This is a genomic window from Echinicola arenosa, from assembly GCF_014841125.1.
Classification (GTDB): domain Bacteria; phylum Bacteroidota; class Bacteroidia; order Cytophagales; family Cyclobacteriaceae; genus Echinicola; species Echinicola arenosa.
Genome location: NZ_JACYTQ010000002.1, coordinates 672878 through 693904, shown reverse-complemented (window position 1 = coordinate 693904; position 21027 = coordinate 672878). Strand labels below are relative to the sequence as shown.

Sequence of the window (21027 nt, the reverse complement as noted above, 5' to 3'; positions counted from 1 at the left end):
AGCTGATATAGAGATGAAAAATATTTTTAAAATTCTCGTAATTTCCCTGACAGTATTCTTTAATACTACTCAGGGTACTTTTGCCCAGCAGCTGCCACAATTCAGCCAGTATATTTTCAATGGGCTGCATGTAAATCCTGGTTATGCAGGATACAAAGGAGTGCCTTATATTCAATCGACTTATAGAAGTCAGTGGGTGAATTTTCCAGGAGCCCCTACAACCTTTACCGTTACGGCAGATTTGAGTGCCAATGAAGGGCTGATGGGTTTTGGAGCTTCTATCATGTCAGATAAGATCGGGCCTACACAAACAAACTCAGGAATGTTGACTTATGCCTATAGAATCCAAACTGGATATGAGTCTTTTTTAGGCTTGGGTGTAAGTGCAGGTGTATCTGAGTATGTCATGGATGGTGACCTACTGAACCCAAATGACTTTGGGGATAACAATATCCCAGAAGGAAAGACCAATATGTTTACACCTAATTTAAATGCTGGTATTTTCTTCAATACTCAACGTTTTTATGCTGGAGTAAGTGTTTACAACTTGGTCGGTCAAAAAGCTTTGGAGAGAGAGGACATAGCTTTGGCATACCATAACTTCCATTATTATTTGACCGCAGGGGTCATGTTGCCTATATCAGAGAATATTCAGTTCAAACCATCTATATTGATAAAAGAAGAACAAGGAGCAGCCACCAATTATGATATCAATGGAATGTTCCTTTTTATGCAGACATTATGGGTAGGAGGATCGTATCGCTCCAATATGGGGAACGGTAATGAAGCCTTACAGGAGGACTTAAGCAAGCGGAACTCTATTGCAGCTATCGTAGAGATTTTTGCCACCAATAACTTAAGAATTGGGTATGCTTATGATCATAATACAAATGTTTTGAGTAATTTAAGGAATAACTCCCACGAAATATCGGTAGGGTACTATATTACTCCTAAGAATGTAAGAATGAACAACCCAAGATGGTTTTAGTTATGAAAACAATTTTTAGACTTCTATTTGCCGGGGTAGTGGTGACCATGATTCACCACAATGCCATGGCGCAAAATGCATTGTTTCGGTATGCTGACAAACAATATGAGCTTTTTAATTATGAAGAAGCTGCAGAAGTTTATGTCAAGGCTTTTGAGAAAAAGGGAAAGTACAAGGCAGCTCAGCGCGCGGCGATGAGCTTTCAAAAGCTAAATGATTATGATCAATCCTATGAGTGGTGGAAGACCACTGTTGGATTTGAAGAGGCCAGCACCAATGATTTTGTAAATTTTATTGCTTCAGCCAATCAATTAGGCAAAATGGATGAGGTAGTTCTGGCTATGGATACGATCACCAGTGAAGGGAAATTGGACAAAATCAACTTGGATTCTTTGATGAGCTGGTATGATAAGCCCTCCTCTGTCGAAGCAGTGGGGCTGGATTCATTGAATTCGGCATCAGCGGATTTTGGAATGGTAGTGGATGGACAGGGAAATAAGTATTTTGCCTCTGATCGGGGAGATGCCGGGCACAGTAAGAAAGCAGCCATTCGTTTTGATGTAAGCAACAAAATCAATGAAGATACCTATGAATGGACAGGCAGGGATTTTCTTACGGTATACAAAATGAACAAAGAGGGAGAAGTAGCAACAGTGACTTCACCTGTTCCTGATAGTTATCATTTTGCTGACCCCTTCTTTTTGGAACAACAGGCTGTGGCTTTTTATACGGTTACCAGAGAAGTAAAGAGGGTAGATGGCAAAAAAGTAAAAACCAGAAAGGTCAATCCAGAAATGGACTATGGACAGTCGCAAGATGAATTTATAGATTATCACCCAGAGATTTATTACAGCAAGATAGGGGAAAATGGTGAGTTTTCGGATTATAGCGCATTTCCCTTAAATGATGCATTGAAGTATTCATTGATCAATCCTTTTTTGGATGAGAACAGTAACCAACTTTACTTTGCTTCAGATATGGAAGGTGGCTATGGGGGCTTTGACATCTATGTGGTGGAATATGATAAGGAGTTTAACTTTGGGGAACCAAAAAACCTTGGTCCTGATATCAATACCGAAGGAGATGAAAGAGACCCTTACCTGTTTGGAAATAATTTTTACTTTTCTTCCAATGGGCACTTTGGACTGGGGGGGCTGGATATTTTTTCAGCTAAATATCAAAATGGAACCTTTAGCAATGTGAAAAATATGGGAGTTCCCTACAATTCCCCCAAGGATGATTTTGCGATGACTTTGTCCGAAGAAGGTACCAAATACCTTTCTTCCAATAGGTCAGGAGGAAAAGGGCTGGATGACATTTATATGATTAAAGACATGTTCAGAAGGTTCTTGGGAAGGGTGAAAGATTGTGATGGTGCTTTGATTACGGATGGTTTTGTGGCAGAGTTTATTGAAAAGGACGCTGCTAAGACTATGGACCTGGATCGAGAAACGGCAGGAGAAGTGAAAGCCAATATAAGCCCTGAGAGCCACTATGAGCTTAAGATTTCCAAAAGGGGTTATTTCCCGGTGCATGATGAAGATATCAATACAGAGGGCATGGAAGGAACGCTCTTGGAGAGAGAATACACTTTGGTTCCTATCCCTTATAAGACCACGGTATTTGTAGATTTGGTTTATTATGACTTGGACAAATCCTCTATCCGCTCTGATGCACAGCCGATTTTGGACAAATTGGCCAGTCTAATGGATGAGCATGATTATTTGGATCTGATGGTGCGCTCCCATACCGACGCCCGGGCTTCTGATGAATACAATGACAAGCTTAGTAATGACAGGGCTGATGCGGTTGCTGCTTATTTGGCGACCAAGGGGATAGCGACGGAGCGGGTTCATGAGGAATGGTTTGGCGAAAAAATGTTGGCAGTGGATTGTGGTGATGGAGTCCCGTGCCCTGAAAGGTCCCATCAGCTAAATAGAAGAAGTGAACTTGTACTGATGGCTTTTGCAGATGAAAACAGGGATTATGAGCTTCCAGAAGATTTATTGGATCTTTGTGATCAGCCCAATTTGGGCATTCAGATGAATGTGCCAACCATCTACTTTGATTTTGACAAATACAATTTGAGGCCTGAAGGCATCAAGCAATTGGAGCGCTTACTTTTATTGATGAATGAGCGGGAAGGCATCCAGTTGGCTTTGGAAGGTCATACAGATATTAGGGGCTCAGAAGCCTATAATGAAGGACTGTCTGAAAAAAGAGCGGAGGTAGTTCGCCAGTTTTTAGTTGCGAGAGGTATTGACGAAGGTAGAGTATCCTATTCATGGTATGGAAAAACCAGGCCTGTGCATGATTGTCAAGGAACACCATGTACTGAAGCCGAACATCAGCTTAACAGAAGAACAGAGATCAAGTTGATGTTGAATGAGAAAAACATCAACGCTTCCAATGAAGAAATTGTGGAGGAGAAGATCAGCTATCTTCAGGATAGTGGCATGGAAGAGAAGCTAAAGGGGACCTATGTGATCACTGGAGTATTTTCTTCTGCTGATAATGCAACAGTATTTTCTAAGAGGAATAAAGATATGGGTCTTGAAAAAGGAGGGTTCTTTTTTGATCCAGGTACAGGTCTCTATTATTGTTATGCTGCTAAATATGATAATCTCCAAATGGCTTTAGTGGATTTGGATCAGGTAATTGCTTCAGGCTTTGAAGGAGCTTGGGTGATGGTCCTTTGAGGAATAAAACCCAAATATTACATTAATGAAAAAGGAGGTCAATTGACCTCCTTTTTTTATCTCGTTGTAAGTAACCTTTCGTCTTTGCCTTCTGCATAAGGGATGGCTGCCAATTGCTCCAGTTTCTCGGCTTTTACCCTTTCGAAAGCCAATTTATTAGCTTCGGCAATGGGCTCGGAAGGAGGGATGTCTTCTCTAAGCCAGTCCACTTGCTTGCCGTTTTTCCAGAATCTGAAACATAAATGTGGGCCAGTGGCTAGGCCTGTGCTGCCCACGTAGCCAATCACTTGACCTTGTTTTACCCTGACGCCATTTCTGATTCCACTGGCAATCTTGGACATGTGAAGGTATTGGGTGGTATAGGTGCCATTGTGCTTTACTTTTACGTAATTACCATTTCCACCTGTATAGCTTGCGGCAATGATGGTCCCGTCACCTACTGCCCTTATTTCAGTTCCTCTAGGAGCGGCATAATCAGTACCTAAATGCGCTTTATATCTTTTTTGCACAGGGTGGTATCTTCTCAGGTTGTAGCGGGAACTAATGCGTGTAAACTTAACAGGGTCTCTTAAGAAGGCCTTTTTAAAACTGTTGCCTTTTTCATCAAAGAAGGACACCTGTCCGTTTTGTTCAAATGGGATGGCATGATAGGGTTGTCCTTTATGCTCGAAGAAAGCTGCCTGGATTTCCTCTACGCCAACAACCTTTCCTTCTACAAGCTTTTCATTATAAACTACTTTGAATTTATCTCCCTTTTGAAGGTGCTGAAAATCAACACTCCAACCATAAAGGTCAGCAAATTCATCTATCAAATCAGGGGTGACACCCTGATCGGTCATGTTTACATAAAGGGAAGAAGTAATTTGTCCTGCCACTTCCCTTTTTCTGATTTCTACAGGTTTGGCTTCTTTGTAAATATCGTTTCCATCCAGTTTGTAAACTACAAACTCTGCCGCATTGGGTTCGTAAATGAAATATTCTGCTTCGGCACTACTGTCTCGAGAGGTCAGGACAGTATATTTTTTATTGAAAGCAATCCTTCGGACGTCGAAAATATCCTTGGACTTTTTGGCGATTTGGTCAATAATCTGGTAAGAGACGTTAAAGGGAGCGAGGATGGTGGATAATGTTTGGTTTCTTCCTACTACTCCTTCTACTACATCCAGTTCATTAACATCAATACCATAAAGCAAATTTTCTTCCACTACAGCCTGCTCTTCCAATGCTGCTGTAGCCTCCTCTGCCACTTCTTCATTTTTTGGCTGAAGATTGAAATGGTAAAGTCCATATCCTCCGGCCGTTAGCAGCACTACTCCGGCGGCTGCAATCCATGATTTCTTCATTCCCTAATTGTGATTTTTGGATGTTGTAATGATCTTGTAATAAATTTAAATTTCGGTCAAATTGCAAGTGTTTTCTTCAATTTTTGGAACCATAAGGTTGGATTCCTAAAATATTCAAGAAATTAACGCTGGGTGGTGTGATTTAGGTATGGCAAATGTCGGGAATTTTTACTGTCTTTTGAAAAAAGAAAGCAAAAATCCAAGGATACTTATTATCGTAATAGTAAACTGTTATTCGAATTATTATCTTTGGCGACTGATATCGAATAAAAAATTAAAAATATGTTAAGAACACATACTTGTGGAGAGTTGCGTTTAGAGGATGTGGGCAAGGAAGTGACGCTTTCTGGTTGGGTCCAGCGCGTTCGTAACAAAGGCGGATTGGTATGGGTCGATTTAAGAGACCGTTACGGCGTGACCCAATTGATTTTTGAAGAGGGTTCCAGTGATCAGGAACTTTTGGACAAAGCAGCCTCCTTAGGTAGGGAGTTTGTAATACAGTCCAAAGGAGAGGTGATTGAAAGAACTTCTAAAAATAAGAAGATTCCTACAGGAGACATTGAAGTTAAAACTTCAGCGCTTAAGGTGTTGAATGCTTCTAAAGTACCTCCTTTCGTGATCGAAGATGAGACTGACGGTGGAGAGGAATTGAGGATGAAGTACCGTTACCTTGATTTGAGAAGACGAGTGGTTCGTGAAAAGCTTCAATTGAGACATCGGATGATGCAAGAGACGCGGAAATTCATGGATGGTGAAGACTTCATGGAAGTGGAGACGCCTGTGCTGATCAAATCTACGCCAGAGGGGGCAAGAGACTTTTTGGTACCGAGTAGAATCAACCAAGGTGAGTTTTATGCATTGCCTCAATCACCACAGACATTTAAGCAATTGTTGATGGTCAGTGGTTTTGATCGTTATTTTCAGATTGTAAAGTGTTTCAGAGATGAGGATTTAAGGGCTGACAGACAGCCTGAATTTACCCAGATAGACTGCGAAATGTCTTTTGTGGATCAAGAAGATATTTTGACGACATTTGAAGGTTTGGTGAAACATCTTTTCGCTACGGTGAAGAAGGTGGAATTGCCTGAGGTGGAAAGAATGACTTTCGCTGATGCCATGAAATATTATGGTAATGACAAGCCTGATTTAAGATTCGATATGAAGTTTGTTGAGCTAAATGAATTGGCTCAAAACAAAGGTTTCAATGTATTTGACGCAGCTGAGTTGGTTGTTGGGATCTGTGCTCCAGGAGCAGGCAGCTATACCCGCAAACAAGTGGATGCCCTGACGGAGTGGGTGAAACGCCCTCAGATTGGTGCCAAAGGCTTGGTATATGTAAAGTGTAATGAAGATGGTACTTTTAAGTCTTCTGTCGATAAATTCTATGGCCAAGAAGATTTAAAAGCCTGGGCTGATAAAATGGGTGCCAATCCAGGTGACTTGATGTTGATTCTATCAGGTGATAAAAATGCTGTAAGAAAGCAATTGTCAGAATTGAGGTTGAAGATGGGAACGGACCTTGGCCTAAGGGATAGGAATGTATTCAAGCCTCTTTGGGTACTGGACTTTCCATTGTTGGAGTGGGATGAGGAAACTAAGCGATATCATGCCATGCACCACCCTTTCACTTCTCCCAAGAAAGAAGACATTCCTTTGCTGGAGTCTGACCCAGGAGCTGTTAGGGCCAATGCTTATGACTTGGTCATCAATGGTGTTGAAATCGGAGGTGGATCCATTAGGATTCATGATCGTGATACCCAAAAGACCATGTTTAAGCACCTTGGGTTTACAGATGAAGAAGCACAAGCCCAGTTTGGGTTCTTAATGGAAGCTTTCGAGTATGGAGCGCCGCCACATGGAGGTATTGCTTTCGGTTTTGACCGTCTTTGTGCTATTTTTGGAGGTAGTGACTCTATTAGGGATTACATTGCCTTCCCTAAAAATAACTCAGGAAGAGACGTTATGATCGATTCACCAAGCCCGATTGCGGATGAACAACTTCAAGAGTTGAGCATTCAACTTGCGCTGAAAAAGTAATAGAAAAATCCATACAAATTAGAAAGGCAGGAATTATTCAAATTCCTGCCTTTTCATTTTTTATCAGTTAGGGGCTTTAGTCCGTTTCTTTGGTCCATTTGATACCACACCCGATGGCTTTGGTGGTTTTGGTCTCAATGTTTTTGTTTTGCAGAAGAGCTTCCACAGCATTTTCGACATAGGCTTCTGAGACAGAATTAGGATCTTGGTAATTGTTGTCGATGGCTCCGATATAGCTCACAACAAATTTATTTTCTTCTTTGTTGAGCAAATAGACATGGGGAGTGCGCATACCCCCATAAGCTTTGATTACTTTTTGATCTTTATCATAGGCATAATCAAAGGGAAAGTCCTTTTCCGAGGCACGTACTTTCATGGCTTCAAAACTATCTCCGGGGCTGATTTGATCGTCGTTGGAGTTGATGGCAATCACGGGGTATCCTCTAGGAGAGTATTCTTCATGGAGTTCAATGATCCTGTTTTCATAGGCTTTTGCGTAAGGGCAGGTGTTACAAGTGAATATTACAATGGCTCCTTTTGCATTTTCCAGTCCACTTAATGAAACTTGGTCTCCACTGACACTTGGGAGTTTAAAATCCATGGCTTGATCTCCTATTTGATAGCCCTGGATTTGGGCAAAGTTGTAAGAATGGCTTCCAATAAAACCAAAGATAAGTACGATAATGATGAAGTTTTTCATGGCGGTTATGGTTTTAGTTTGTTGATCAATGCCTCTAATTCTGATTCATCCAATTCTCCTTCATGAAAGTGGTTTTCTCCACTGGGTTGAACGAAAAGGGTGGCTGGGATAGCACCAGACCAATTGGGATTTATTTTGTCAATCCATTGATTGTAATCCACATCATTGAGCAAGTAAACCGGAGATTTGATGTTCTCTTTTTCTAAAAATGTGGTTACCCTCCCTGGCTTCCGGCCGTCATCCAGTGAAATAAACACTAATTCCACTGACGCGTCATTTTGTCCAATTGCTTCAAAATAAGGCATTTCCTTTACACATGGCGCGCACCAAGTTGCCCAAAAATTATAAACTCGAAGCTTGTTTGATTCTTTGGATTTTAGCTTCTCGAATTCCTCAAAAGAAATGATTTTAAAATTAGGATCTGCAGCTTGATGGGGAGAGAGATTAAAGCCCAAAATTAAAATTAAGCAAACAAATATACCCGTTAGCAGTGGTGTCTTTAATAGCATAAGTCCTTGGTTAACTGTGACTATTATAAAACGTCATTAAAGCAAATTGGTTTTGGTAACAGTCAGTAACCCAAATGATTGCGTTTGAGTTTCTTTTTGAAGTTTTTGAGCAGGTCCTAAGCTAAGTATTCTTTGTTCGATCTGTTGATTTGGGGCTGTATACCAGGTGGCTTCTGATTCCCATTACAATTAATAACTGAGCCAATATATAAGTTCCCATCACCAATACGCCATCGCTAGGTATTGGCTGGAAAAACAAGTCCAAAGCCAATATGCTGTCGGAGACCATAAAAAGCGCAGCACCGAGGAATACCTGAACGAAGCTTTGCAAATTGGTCCTTTTAAACCTTTCCCTGGCTGTAGAAACCATCATGACCATGGCCAAAATATAGATGATAACCGGTGTCTTAAGTTGGTGCAGGTTGTCATTGATGAGAAAATAGACCAGTGTGGCAAAAATGTAAATGGGCAGGTTGTAAAAAAATAGTTTGAGGAAATTAATATTTCTTAGGTTGATTTGGTGGTTTTGGGTCAATTTAAACCCAATGATATAACAAATAATAGCAATCAAGAAAGCGCCCAATCCATAAAGGAATAAGTTAGGAAACAATAGGAGAATATCTCCAGCCAAAGAAAAGAGCAATGCTGCTCCAATCGCCTTTCTAAGGAGACTGTTTTTGATTACTGAAGTGGTGGTCAGAAAATAGATCGCTAAGGATAATAAAATAAGCGGTTTGGTAATGAATCGAAAAGTATCCAGTTCCTGAATGATCATGGCCATATCTGCAAGGCCAGCAATAAGATATAAGTAGAGCCAAATGATTCCTTTTTGCTGCATGAAGTGGTTGGATTAGGGGCTTTTTAGTAGGTGTGAATTAGATAGGTGTATTTGACAATGGACGATGGTGAGTAGTCTACTCATTTAATTTTTCTGAGTTAAGCTTTTGGATTTTCGTCTTTGGAATCTGAAGATAGTAAAAAAAGTTTTACCGCAGTGTTATGGTTTAGAAAAGCTTCGTTTTGTGTTTTAAATGGATTTTTTTGCTAAAAAATGGTATGAAATCGTTTTCATTAATTTTTGATTTGGTCGAAAAACTTAATTCTAAAATTTTATAATTGGTGAATTTATCTAGTTGTTTTGCCCTAAATTGTTGTTATATTTAGAAATAATATTTTAATCTGGTGTTTCGTGAATGTTAAGTTTTGTTGTAAAGCAAGGGGAGAAACTTAACGATTACTAAAATAAAAACATGTAAAAGTCCTATACATTTGTAATGAATTATTATTCCTAATAAAAAACCAGTTTTTCAATCAATTAAGCATATTTATGAGGCAATTATTACTTAAAAAACTCTTTATCTTGACGGTTTTACTGTTTGGAGCAGGAATATTGCATGCTCAGGTAACAACAAGTAGTATTCAAGGTAGTGTAAAAGATGCGCAAGGTGAGGCTCTAATAGGAGCTACCGTAAAAGCCATACATGTTCCATCTGGTTCGATGTACGGAGCAGTGACCAATGTGGATGGTCGTTTCAATTTACCAAATATGAGGGTCGGTGGACCATATACTGTCGAGGTAAGTTATATAGGTTTTCAAGCTCATCAGCTCAATAACATTAGCCTAAGCTTGGGTCAGCCTTATGCTTTGGACGTGGTATTATCAGATGATGAGACAGAATTGGAGCAAGTGGTAGTGACTGCCAGTGGTGTGGATGATTTTAATGCTTCTAGAACGGGAGCTGCTACCAATGTCAGTAACAAGACCATCACGAACTTACCACAGATCAACAGAAGTGTTTTGGAGTTTACCAGATTGACTCCCCAGGCCAGTGGAAATTCCTTTGCCGGTAGAGACGCCAGGTACAACAATTTGCAAGTGGATGGAGCCAATTTTAATAATGGGTTTGGCTTGAGCAGTAATCCATTACCAGGAGGAAGTTCTCAGCCGATTTCACTGGACGCAATTGAGGAAATTACTGTGAATATTGCTCCCTTTGATGTAACTCAAAGTGGATTTACAGGAGCTGGAATCAATGCAGTGACAAGAAGTGGTACCAATACATTTTCAGGCTCCGCTTATTATTTTACCAAAAATCAAGACCTTCAAGGAAGACAAATTGGAGACAATGAATTGGAGAAGGTAGATGCTGGAACCAAAAATTTTGGTTTTAGACTAGGTGGACCAATTATAAAGAACAAACTGTTTTTCTTTGTCAATGCCGAGCGTGAACAGCAAACTGGAGCCAATGCTTCAGGTGCAAACCTTTGGAGACCTTCTACGGATGGAGTAGCAGATCCTGAAAACAATATTGCAAGGACCACGGTTGATGACCTTGAAGCAGTTAGAAATCACTTGATCAATCAGTGGGGTTATGATCCAGGAAGATATGAAGGTTATGCCAATGAGGCAGAGCAAACCAGCACCAAGTTTCTGGCGAGGATTGACTGGAATATCAGTGACAAGCATAAGCTGGCAGTAAGATATAATCAGGTGGTGGGTGATGCTCCTCAGGTAGCCAATGCTACTTCTGGTCCAAGGCCAAGGTCGCCTTTCCCTTCTGGAGCTAGGGTGAGCCAAAACTCCATAGCATTTGAAAATGCCAACTATGGCTTTGAAAATACAGTAAGGTCAATCACTGCTGAACTGAACAGTTATTTTAGCCCAAAAATCAGTAACCAGTTTTTGGCTACCTATTCAAAGATCAGAGATACCAGAACTACACCAAGTGATCAACTTTTCCCATTTGTTGATATCTGGGATGGTGGTGATATCGTGGACGGAGAAAAGGATCCCGGCTCTATTAACTACATGAGTTTTGGTACAGAATTGTTCTCTTATAACAATGACGTCGTTAATGACAATTACTCATTTATCAATAACTTGATTTATGTAGAAGGTAATCATACTTTTACAGCAGGTGCAGCCTTTGAAATCCAAAAATTTGGAAACAGTTATGTAAGGATGGGTACGTCCTATTACAGATACGCTTCTGTGGAAGACTTCTTGACTACAGGAACACCCAACGAAGTAGCACCAACCATGTTTGGATTGACTTACCCTTATGAAGGAATGGATACCTATTCTAGGGTGAATTTTGGATTGGCATCATTGTATGCCCAGGATAAGTTTGCTGCTGGAGAAAACTTGGATCTGACCCTTGGTTTGAGGGCTGAATTGCCGATTTACCTCAATGATCTAACTGCCAATCCTTCCATAGATGAAATCACGCTGTTGAATAAGTATGGCATGCCGAAAAATTACAGTTCCGGTGAATGGCCAAAGTCGAAAATCATGGTTTCTCCTAGAATTGGATTCAACTGGGATGTAAATGGTGATCGCTCATTCACAGTTCGAGGTGGTTCTGGAGTATTCTCCGGGAGAGTTCCTTTTGTATGGTTAACGAATATGCCGACCAATGCAGGTGTCATTCAAAACAATGTAGAGCCAGGTGACTATGAAGATGTAGCGGGATGGATTGGAAATGTATCTTTTCAGCCAGACAGATATTATTATGTAGAAAATGTTCCTGCTGGAGCGGAAGATGTGTTTATCTCTAGTCCTTCAGGGGGAGCTCCTAGTTCTTTTGCTCTAGTGGATAGGGACTTTAAAATGCCTATGGTTTGGAGATCCAGTTTGGGTGCTGATTATGCCATTCCAAATTCTCCGGTAGTCTTGTCAGCGGACCTTTTATATACGAATGATATTAATGGAGTATTCCAGTATGGAGCCAATAGAATTAGGTCAAACAACATCATGAATTATGGTTCTAGCGGAGCACTTGGTGACTATGGAGATACCAGAGAGTTTTTTGCTCCAGGACAGAGCACCGCTTATAATGACGTGATGGGCGGAAACAATGCGACCATCTTGACAAATACAGACGTGAAAGGACGTAGCTTCAGTGCTACTTTTGGAGCGACTATTCCTGATTATAATGGGCTGACTGCATCCGTGTTCTATACTTATTCTGCTTCTAAGGAAGTATCTGCTAACTCTGGATCCAATGCAAGTTCGGCATGGGGGGCGAGTCCGGTGATCAACAGCCCGAATGATCAGATGTTGAACATTTCTGATTTTGCTATTCCTCACCGAGTGGTGGCCAGTGTCAATTATCGTATTGAGTATGCGAAAGCTTTGGCCACGACCATTGGTTTGTATTATAGTGGTTCGCATCAGGGAAGATTCTCTTACACTTACAGTGATGATATCAATAATGATGGTATCAATGCTGACTTGGTTTATTTACCAAGAGATTCAGATGACTTGCCTTTGGTAGATAGTGATTTCTCTGTGGCTGAGCAAAGAGCTGCTTTAGATGCTTTCATCGAGGAGAATGGATTGGATAAATACAGAGGAGAATATCTTCCGAGAAATGCTTTCTTGCTTCCATGGTTGAACCGATGGGATATTAGGGTGATGCAGGATATCTTTACCAATATTGGTGAAAGAAGAAGCACTTTACAGTTGAGTTTGGATATCGTCAACGTGGGTAACTTGCTGAACAGCGATTGGGGTGTTCAGGATCAATTGAATGGTGCAGAGAACTTGTTTAACTTGGCCAATGATACTCCAGAAAGCGGAATTCCTTCATTGACCCTTCAAGAGGTTTCTGGAGAGCTGCCAACTACGCCTTTCAGAAACGCCAGTGGTTTTTCAACTACTTGGAGCATGCAGTTAGGGTTGAGGTTGTTATTTTAAGCAATAGAGCAATAAATTAAATAATTGATGAAGAGGCACCTTTCTGGTGCCTCTTTTATTTTTATAACTAATTTGATTATTTTTTCGTCTATTTACCGAAACCAATATTAACTATTACTCTATGAGACTATTTTTGATCGTATCTTTTTTGATGAGCAGTTTATTGACATATGCTCAAAATGCAGCTGACAAGCTTTATTTACCAGATGAAACCATGGAAGTAACCATTGAAGAGGTCGGGACCAATGTCATCAAGTATCGTCACTTGGGAGAGCAAGCGACTTATGAGATCAGTAAAAACAGGGTCAACAAAATCCAGTTTGCGAGCGGAAGGGAAGAAGTATTTCTATCAGCTTTTAATGATGTCCATTCCATCGATGATTATCAAAAGGTTTACATTAGCTATGTGCCTGAAGATGTGAAGGGCTTATTGGCCAAAGGAGAGGTCTTTGCCAAGGCAACAGGAGTGACGACCCTCTCTAGCATTAACAATGTAAAAAACCGTGCAGTCAAAAAGGCAAAGATAGAGGCCGCTATGTTAGGGGCCAATGTAATCTATGTGGGGAATATGTTTCAGCGTGGAAATCAGTATGGGAGTGAAGAGACTCCAGGAAATTCGACCATGACAAGTATTTCAGGAATGGCCTATAACAGTAACCCTATTAACATTCCTAAGACGAAGGAGTGGGTTGAAAATCAAAAATTTACTTATAGTCACTCCTATAAATTGAACAGGAATGCTTGGGATGCGAAGATCGATGCCAAACCAATTTATGATGAGGAAGGGAATATTAATTTTCTGACCTTTGAGCAGGTAGTGGAGAGAGATGGTAAATTATTTGTGGAAGCCAATTTCAGGGATGCGAGGAGCAAAGAGCTGGAAGTGATTAGGGCAGATAATGAGCAATTAATTCTGATGGAAAGGGATGGAAAGACGATTTATAACTACCTTTTCCTATCAGAAAACGAGGCAAGGATCATCAATGCAAAAAAGGCATTTAGCACGGCCAAGTACTAGTTTAAAAGTGTTATTCACTCAAATAATCCATCATTATTCCTTGGGAAGGCAGCAGGTAAGCACAGGATGATTTTCTTTGGAAAGAATTGAATATTAGGGAGGTAGTTGACAAATCTCCCTAATATGTATTTACTGGACAGTTTACCCAAAACAAGTAAAACGGCCAATGGGCTTAATACCGAAAGAAGTGGAAAGAAGGTGCCTATTAGTTCTTCTGAGAAGGAGCTTTGGGATTTGTTTAGAAAAGGAGATGAAAATGCCTTTGTGATAATCTATAAAAAATACGCCAATATACTTTTCAATTTTGGCTGTCAACTTACAGCTGACCATAGTTTGGTCAAAGATTGCCTGCAGGACTTTTTTATTTACATTCGACAGAAGCGGGAAAGGCTTGGACCTACCGATGCCATCAAACCCTACCTTTTCAAATCATTTAAGCGGAGGATTTTAGCTGACTTAAAAAAACAAAATAAACAGATTGTCAAGGAAAGTGCATTTGACTTTAGGAAGTTTCCAGTGGAGCTATCTTATGAAACGGTATACATTAATCAGCAGTTAGAGAAAGAGCAAATATTCAGGTTAAATGAAGCCCTTCGCCAATTGGATCCCAAAGAGCGCGAAGCCATTTATTATTTTTACTTTGAAGGGCTCAGCTATGATCAGATTGCGGTGATTTTTGATTTTTCCCATGTTTCTTCAGCCAGAAGGTTAGTATACAGAGGTTTGGCTCACTTGAGAAAGTATTTTGTTCTGTATCTGCTCCTGACTTTCTCAGAATTTCGCTCTTAAAAATGCCATTGAATGATCATTTAAAGGGTTTTTGAAAAATAAATAAAATTTTTCCTGAAAACCCGGTATCATTTTCAGAACTGCTCCCTTGTATAAGTAAAGTCAATACAAAAGTGAGCAAGGATCATAAACATATATTTTATCAATTAATAGCCAGAAGGGATTTTGTCGATTGGGTTCATGAACCTGTTGGTGAAAGAAATAGCTTTTGGGAAAAGTGGCTTCAAGAACATGCTGAACAGAAGGATGAGTTTTTGAAAGCAAAGGAATTTGTGGAGCGGTTACACCTGCCACAACACACTTTGGAAGAGGATGAACTTGAAGACCTTCTTAGTCGGGTGGTGGCAGTGGACCACAAACTCGATAAGTCAGCGAATGATTTCCAAAATATTCCCCATTCAAGACAATGGTTAAGAGTGGCCGCTATATTACTTTTTAGCCTGATGGTGGCCCTATTGGCAGATAAAGTGATAGCTCCTTTTCAAGAACAAACCATCCTAGAGGAGGTGGCTTGGAAGTCGGCAGAGAATCCAAGAGGTAGGAAGTCAATTATCGTCTTGCCGGATGGGACCAAGGTGCACCTGAACTATGAGAGTAAATTAAGATTCCCAGAACATTTTAATACAAAAGAAAGAGAGGTAATCTTAGAAGGGGAGGCTTTTTTTGAAGTGACCCATGATGCTTCTAGACCCTTTACCGTTACCACTGGATCACTTAAAACCCAAGTGCTTGGAACTTCCTTCAATGTAAGGTCTGATAAATACACTTCCGATGTCAAAGTATCCTTGGTGACAGGAAAGGTAAAAGTAAGTATCCCTGATTTACCGGATAATATCCTTGTTCCGGGAGAAGAACTTGAGTACCAAGAACAGGAAAAAAACTATTCTAAAAGTGAGTTTGATGTGCAGGCAGTAACAGCCTGGAAAGACGGGGTGATAGTGTTTAAGGATACCCAATTCGAAGCATTTATAGAGCGACTGGGAAAATGGTATGGCGTAGACTTTCAGGTATATGGGGAGACACCAAAAGACTGGAAGATCAATGGACGCTACGAAAACGAAAAGCTGGAGGATATTCTTACTGGCCTACAATTCATGTATGATGTTAAATATAAAATAGATGACAAAAATGTAACCCTAAAATTCTAGCTAAAACCTAAGAGAACCCACTCGTAATAGAATATTAATCAATTAACAACCCAAAATTATGAATGAAAAAATACTCAAATGCCGTTGGTTATGTAGGGTGTTGCTACTAGCCTTTTTGGCCTACTCCAGTCCAATTTTGGCGGTGAATACACAAGGGCACTTTTCTACCCAAATGATGGCCATGAGAAGTCAGGAAAAGGATTTGAATATAATCCTTTCCGTAAACTTCAATGGTGCGGACACCCAGGAGGTCTTTGATGAAATCGAGTCAAAGACCGGATTTAAGTTTGTTTACGATCGTAAGGCTTTGGAGCTTCCCCAACGCTTCACCATCCAAGATAACAATATCAAGCTTTATGACCTGCTGGTAGAAATTTCCCAAAGTTCACCTTTAAGGTTTAAGCAGGTCGATGATCAAATCAATGTGAAAATAGAACAATTGGCCACTGCTCCGGTGGAAGAGATCTATGACATTACCGTCACCGGCAAAGTCACGGATAGTGATGGAGAACCTTTGATTGGAGCTTCTGTATTGGTGGAAGGTACTTCAAATGGCACCGTAACCGACATTGAAGGTCATTACTCCCTTGATGTTCCTGAAGGAGCTACGTTGATCATTTCATATATAGGCTTTAAGAATAAGGTGATTGAGGTCGGGAATCAAACCATCATTGATGTGGTGTTGGAAAGCGATCTATCGGCTTTGGATGAAGTGGTGGTAGTTGGTTATGGAGAAGTAAAGAAAAAGGATCTGACGGGAGCTGTATCATCCATTGGGAACAGGGAACTCAATAGCGTGGGATCAACCAATCCGATGAAAGCGTTGCAGGCAAATGCAGCAGGGGTCAATATCACACAACGCACAGGCTCTGTGGGCAGTGGGTTCGACATCCAGATCCGAGGTGCCAATTCCTTGACTGGTGGAGCTCCACTTTATGTAGTAGATGGAGTAATGACCGATAATATTGACTTTTTGAATCCTAATGACATTGATCGGATTGATATCCTAAAGGATGCTTCTTCCACCGCCATTTATGGCTCGAGGGGATCCAATGGTGTGGTGATTGTCACCACCAAATCAGGAGCTGGAATTCAAAATCAAAAACCTACCTTTTCCTATTCAGGCTTTGTGGGTATCAGGAACTTTACCAATATGCCCAACTTCCTGAACAGCTATGATGCAAGTGTGCAGTGGAACAGGGACAGGCAAGTGACCCGTGATTTGGTCCAAGGAAATCCCATAGTGGATTCTCCAACCTATGGCTTTCCTAATGTAGAAACAGAGGATGGAGGCAACTATTGGGAAGAAGCACTTACCAACAGAAGGGGGACGGACTGGCTGGATGCTTTCTTAAAACCCAGTATTCAGCAGAACCATTTTGTGTCAGCATCAGGTGCATCCGATAAGGTGAGTTACGTGGTTGGTTTTGGCTACCAAGGGGATGATGGTAACGTGGAAGGACAGTGGTACAAGAAATATAATTTCAAGGCCAGTGTAGATGCCAGACCTAATGATATGTTTGCGATTGGCGCTAATATCAACTTGGCTTTTTCAAACAGGGAGTTGATTTCCCGCCAGGGCTATACACAGCAGCTTTTTAGAATGCCTACTTATGCACCTGCTTTTGATGAAGAGGGCAATGTCATCCAATCTCCTATGATTGGTATTTCGGGCAATGTCAATCCATACGCTTTTTTGGAAAGCGGGTCTCAATATAACGAAGAGCAATTCTATGCCATTACCAATTTTTACTTAAGGTTCACGCCAGTAAAAGGAATCACATTCAGTTCTACTTTCTCACCCAATGCTAAATTTGGGAGAACAGGAGAATATTTTGATCGTTTTGCGACAAGGTCCATCTCAGTGGCCAGGATGTGGAATGATAACAACCTTTCATACATTTGGGACAATCAAATGAATATCACGAAGGAGTTCAATGATCATCGAATTTCTTATGACTTCATTCAATCTTCCCAGCTAAACAGGTTGGAAAGTGCCTTTGCCTATGGACGGGATGTGCCTTTCAATTCTTTGTGGTATAATGTCCAAAGTGCTCCTCAAAGAGATGCTACCACTTCCTACAGCAAAAATACCTTACTGTCGTTCACCAATAGGGTAAATTATTCCTACAAGGATAAGTTTTTGGTTACCGGTACCATCAGATGGGATGGGTCTTCCAAGCTTTCCGAAGACAATAAATGGGCTTCCTTCCCCTCTGCGGCTGTAGCTTGGAGAATGACGGAGGAGCCTTTTCTGAAAACCTCTTCCGTGGTCGATAATTTGAAACTTCGCGTCAGTTATGGCTATACGGGAAACAATAATATTCCTGCATATTCTACCCAGTCCTCTCTCAATAGACAGACCTATTATGATTGGGATGGCACCACGGCTGACGGGTTCGTGCCCAATGCTATTGCCAATTCTAATTTGACTTGGGAGCGGACCAGGGAGTGGAACTTTGGAGCAGATTTTGGTTTCTTGAAAAACAGAATCAGTGGTGAGGTCAATGTGTATGATCGTCTTTCTTTGAACTTATTGATGGAGAGAAAACTGGCCATGCCTACTGGATGGGCTTCTATGATTGATAATGTGGGTTCAGTCAGTAACAAAGGGATTGAGTTACAGTTGAAAACGGTCAATATTGAAAGAGGAGATTTCACTTGGGAAACCAACTTTATCTTTTCAAAAAATACCAATAAGATCGTAGAGTTATACGGTAAAAAGGAAGATGATGTGCCCAACAGATGGTTTATTGGACAACCTGTGGATGTGGTATATGCGATGGTTTTCGACGGAGTGTGGCAACGTGAAGAGTTGCCTGCGGCTGATCAACAAGCCCTTGAAGGTACCGCCAAAGTAAAAGACCTGAACGGCGATGGAAACATCGATATTGATAATGATATGACTGTTTTGGGTTCTCCTGCACCGGACTGGATTGGTACATTTATGACGAACTTCAGGTACAAAAATTGGGATCTGTCTGCCACGGTTTATACCAAACAAGGTGTTTTTCTGTACAGCCCTTTCCATGGCGAGTTCACAGATTTTAATAGTAAAGTCATCCTAGATGTACCTTATTATTTGAGGGAAAATCCTATTTCAGAAGCACGCTATTCCAATACCTACCCACAACCAAGTTATACAGGCCAATATTGGGGTGAAGACTCGGAAGATTTCGGTTATCCAGGTTTCAATAAGGATGCTTCATTTGTACGGATTCAGAATATTACCCTGGGTTACAATTTTGCCCCTGGTGCTCTTGAAAAATTCGGTGTTACTGAACTTCGAGTATATGCAAATGCTTTGAATCCCTTCTTGTTTACAAACTATGAGGGATTTGACCCAGAATGGGCGGGTGCTTCCATGTCCGGTGTGGATGCAACCAACACTTCTTATACGGTTTACCAGCTAGGTGCAAATATTAAATTCTAAAATCATGAAGAGCGTAAAATCAATCATATATATCATTGTATTGGGCATAGGAATGACCAGCTGTTCAGGTTTTCTGGATGAAGAAAACCTAGGCAACACAACAGCCCAAAATTATTATGGAAGTCAAGCGGGATATGAAGGTTTGGTGAATGCGGCTTATGCCACCCTGAGGGATGTGTACCAGCCCACTCCTTATGTGTTTTGTGCGGGAACTGATTTGTTCTTTAACGCCCATGCAGAAGTTCCCATAGGCTTGGCCTCCTACCAAACACTTACTCCTGGAAACAGCCAAGTTGAATATCTTTTCAAGACCCTTTACCAAAGTATACAAATTGCCAATATGGCCTTAAGTTATTCAGACCAAACTGAACCTTTTACTGATTTGGAAACAAGGATAGCAGAGGTAAGGACCATTCGGGCTTTCTATTATTTCCTATTGGTACAGAATTTTGGTGATGTCACCTTGGTTACTGACTTAATTAGTGAACCCATTGTGACTTTTGAAAGGGATCCAGCTAGTGAAGTGTACGATTTTATCATTAGTGAATTAAGTGCTACAATTGGGGTTTTGCCGGAAAGTCAGGCAGATTTTGGTAGAGTTACCAAGCGTGTGGCCCAGCATATACTGGCCAAGGTTTATTTGACGAGAGGGTATGATACCACAAATGGCGGTTCAGCGGCGGATTTTACAGAAGCTGCTGCCTTGGCTGATGCGGCCATAGGAGGTCAAAGCCTGAGCTTGTCTTTCGATGAAATCTTTGAATACCAAAATGACAATAATGAAGAAGTGCTTTGGTCGATTCAATACGCTGATGCCTCAACCCAAAATTCTCCAGCGCACAACTGGGATTACGCATGGGGTCCTCTGGTACAAGGAAGCAATGACGGTGTAAACAAGAAAAATGCACTTCACCCGACAGAGTATCTTTTTACCCTTTTTGAGGATAACGACACCCGTTTTGAGGGAACATTCCTAAATATCAAAACCAATCCTTATACCGGTTATCTGTTAAACCCAGATAACAGCCCCGTGGCCTATTATTACCCAAGGACGGCGCAGCAATTGGCCGACACCACCGCTTGGCGAGCGGCCTCTCCGATGAGAAGTGAGACGATCATCTCCCCTATCGATGGACACTGGTGGGACGTGCTGAATCAGGTAGATTTTCCAGCATTGAAGAAGTTTGACAGGGTCCAATTACCGGATATTCGGTATACCCATGACTTGTATTTGGCAAGATTGGGAGAAACGTACCTGATTGCTGCGGAGGCCTATCTTCACGCAGGAAATGCTGGAGAAGCGGTCAACCGAGTAAATGAGGTGAGAAGAAGAGCTGCTGCTCCAGGGACAGAAGCGTCCATGGAAGTGGCTTCTGTAGACTTGGATTTTATTTTGGAAGAACGTGCGCGCGAATTAGCAGGAGAGGGCTTAAGATGGCTAGACCTAAAAAGAACTGGTAAGTTGATGGAATATACCAAAGTGCGCAACCCGGACATCAAGTCCATCAATGATGCGGGCACTGATCCATTTTTGGGAGCAAATGGCAATTATAAAATTTTAAGACCTATCCCGCTTTCTGCTATCGCACTGGATGCAGGGGATTATCCACAAAATCCAGCTTATGAATAGAAATGTTATACAGGGCTGCTTTCAGCCCTGTTTT

13 protein-coding genes are annotated in these 21027 nt (G+C 41.1%); 9 read left to right on the top strand and 4 right to left on the bottom strand.

What is annotated here, in order from left to right; translation table 11 throughout:
* Positions 1 to 13 precede the first annotated feature (13 nt).
* Positions 14 to 988, top strand: coding sequence for a PorP/SprF family type IX secretion system membrane protein (locus tag IFO69_RS07610; RefSeq protein ID WP_192009465.1), 975 nt, complete (start codon positions 14 to 16; stop codon positions 986 to 988).
* A gap of 2 nt (positions 989 to 990) precedes the next feature.
* On the top strand, positions 991 to 3687 hold the full coding sequence (locus tag IFO69_RS07605) for an OmpA family protein (protein WP_192009464.1): 2697 nt from the start codon (positions 991 to 993) through the stop codon (positions 3685 to 3687).
* A gap of 56 nt (positions 3688 to 3743) precedes the next feature.
* Here IFO69_RS07605 and IFO69_RS07600 read toward each other — a convergent pair whose 3' ends face one another.
* A complete protein-coding gene (locus tag IFO69_RS07600; RefSeq protein WP_192009463.1) occupies positions 3744 to 5030 on the bottom strand; it encodes a peptidoglycan DD-metalloendopeptidase family protein in 1287 nt (428 codons plus the stop codon).
* 282 nt (positions 5031 to 5312) lie between these two features.
* Between IFO69_RS07600 and aspS the strand changes: the two genes are divergently transcribed.
* Positions 5313 to 7067 carry an aspartate--tRNA ligase gene (gene aspS / locus IFO69_RS07595; protein ID WP_192009462.1) on the top strand — a complete coding sequence of 585 codons (1755 nt, stop codon included), beginning with the start codon at positions 5313 to 5315 and terminating at the stop codon, positions 7065 to 7067.
* A 76-nt stretch (positions 7068 to 7143) separates the two neighbouring features.
* Here the strand turns inward: aspS and IFO69_RS07590 are convergent, their stop codons facing one another.
* From IFO69_RS07590 to IFO69_RS07580, 3 genes are all read right to left on the bottom strand, one after another.
* Positions 7144 to 7767: a thioredoxin family protein gene (locus IFO69_RS07590; protein WP_192009461.1), complete on the bottom strand. Its 624-nt coding sequence runs from the start codon at positions 7765 to 7767 to the stop codon at positions 7144 to 7146.
* 5 nt (positions 7768 to 7772) lie between these two features.
* Complete coding sequence (locus IFO69_RS07585; RefSeq protein WP_192009460.1) at positions 7773 to 8276, bottom strand: TlpA family protein disulfide reductase; 504 nt, start codon at positions 8274 to 8276, stop codon at positions 7773 to 7775.
* A 121-nt stretch (positions 8277 to 8397) separates the two neighbouring features.
* Positions 8398 to 9114, bottom strand: coding sequence for a lysoplasmalogenase (locus IFO69_RS07580; protein ID WP_192009459.1), 717 nt, complete (start codon positions 9112 to 9114; stop codon positions 8398 to 8400).
* 489 nt (positions 9115 to 9603) lie between these two features.
* Here IFO69_RS07580 and IFO69_RS07575 point away from each other — a divergent pair, with 489 nt between their 5' ends.
* The 6 genes from IFO69_RS07575 to IFO69_RS07550 all read left to right on the top strand — a co-directional run bounded on the left by IFO69_RS07575 (position 9604) and on the right by IFO69_RS07550 (position 20993).
* The gene (locus tag IFO69_RS07575; protein WP_192009458.1) at positions 9604 to 12975 is read left to right on the top strand and encodes a TonB-dependent receptor; all 3372 of its coding nucleotides are present in this window, start codon (positions 9604 to 9606) and stop codon (positions 12973 to 12975) included.
* Positions 12976 to 13096: 121 nt separating this feature from the next.
* Complete coding sequence (locus tag IFO69_RS07570; protein ID WP_192009457.1) at positions 13097 to 13993, top strand: hypothetical protein; 897 nt, start codon at positions 13097 to 13099, stop codon at positions 13991 to 13993.
* A gap of 123 nt (positions 13994 to 14116) precedes the next feature.
* Entirely contained in the window at positions 14117 to 14782 is a 666-nt protein-coding gene (locus IFO69_RS07565; RefSeq protein ID WP_192009456.1) for an RNA polymerase sigma factor, read from the top strand.
* Positions 14783 to 14895: 113 nt separating this feature from the next.
* Positions 14896 to 15930, top strand: a complete 1035-nt coding sequence (locus IFO69_RS07560) for a FecR family protein (protein WP_192009455.1) — start codon at positions 14896 to 14898, stop codon at positions 15928 to 15930.
* 58 nt (positions 15931 to 15988) lie between these two features.
* Positions 15989 to 19363, top strand: coding sequence for a SusC/RagA family TonB-linked outer membrane protein (locus IFO69_RS07555; protein ID WP_192009454.1), 3375 nt, complete (start codon positions 15989 to 15991; stop codon positions 19361 to 19363).
* 4 nt (positions 19364 to 19367) lie between these two features.
* Positions 19368 to 20993 (top strand): RagB/SusD family nutrient uptake outer membrane protein, encoded by a 1626-nt coding sequence (locus IFO69_RS07550; RefSeq protein WP_192009453.1) that lies wholly within the window; start codon positions 19368 to 19370, stop codon positions 20991 to 20993.
* Positions 20994 to 21027: the final 34 nt, after the last annotated feature.

Excerpts from the sequence above, each read along its gene's own strand:
- IFO69_RS07610 (WP_192009465.1), top strand. The coding sequence starts at position 14 with ATGAAAAATATTTTTAAAATTCTCGTAATTTCCCTGACAGTATTCTTT.
- IFO69_RS07605 (WP_192009464.1), top strand. The coding sequence starts at position 991 with ATGAAAACAATTTTTAGACTTCTATTTGCCGGGGTAGTGGTGACCATG.
- IFO69_RS07600 (WP_192009463.1), bottom strand. The coding sequence starts at position 5,030 with ATGAAGAAATCATGGATTGCAGCCGCCGGAGTAGTGCTGCTAACGGCC.
- aspS (WP_192009462.1), top strand. The coding sequence starts at position 5,313 with ATGTTAAGAACACATACTTGTGGAGAGTTGCGTTTAGAGGATGTGGGC.
- IFO69_RS07590 (WP_192009461.1), bottom strand. The coding sequence starts at position 7,767 with ATGAAAAACTTCATCATTATCGTACTTATCTTTGGTTTTATTGGAAGC.
- IFO69_RS07585 (WP_192009460.1), bottom strand. The coding sequence starts at position 8,276 with ATGCTATTAAAGACACCACTGCTAACGGGTATATTTGTTTGCTTAATT.
- IFO69_RS07580 (WP_192009459.1), bottom strand. The coding sequence starts at position 9,114 with ATGCAGCAAAAAGGAATCATTTGGCTCTACTTATATCTTATTGCTGGC.
- IFO69_RS07575 (WP_192009458.1), top strand. The coding sequence starts at position 9,604 with ATGAGGCAATTATTACTTAAAAAACTCTTTATCTTGACGGTTTTACTG.
- IFO69_RS07570 (WP_192009457.1), top strand. The coding sequence starts at position 13,097 with ATGAGACTATTTTTGATCGTATCTTTTTTGATGAGCAGTTTATTGACA.
- IFO69_RS07565 (WP_192009456.1), top strand. The coding sequence starts at position 14,117 with ATGTATTTACTGGACAGTTTACCCAAAACAAGTAAAACGGCCAATGGG.
- IFO69_RS07555 (WP_192009454.1), top strand. The coding sequence starts at position 15,989 with ATGAATGAAAAAATACTCAAATGCCGTTGGTTATGTAGGGTGTTGCTA.
- IFO69_RS07550 (WP_192009453.1), top strand. The coding sequence starts at position 19,368 with ATGAAGAGCGTAAAATCAATCATATATATCATTGTATTGGGCATAGGA.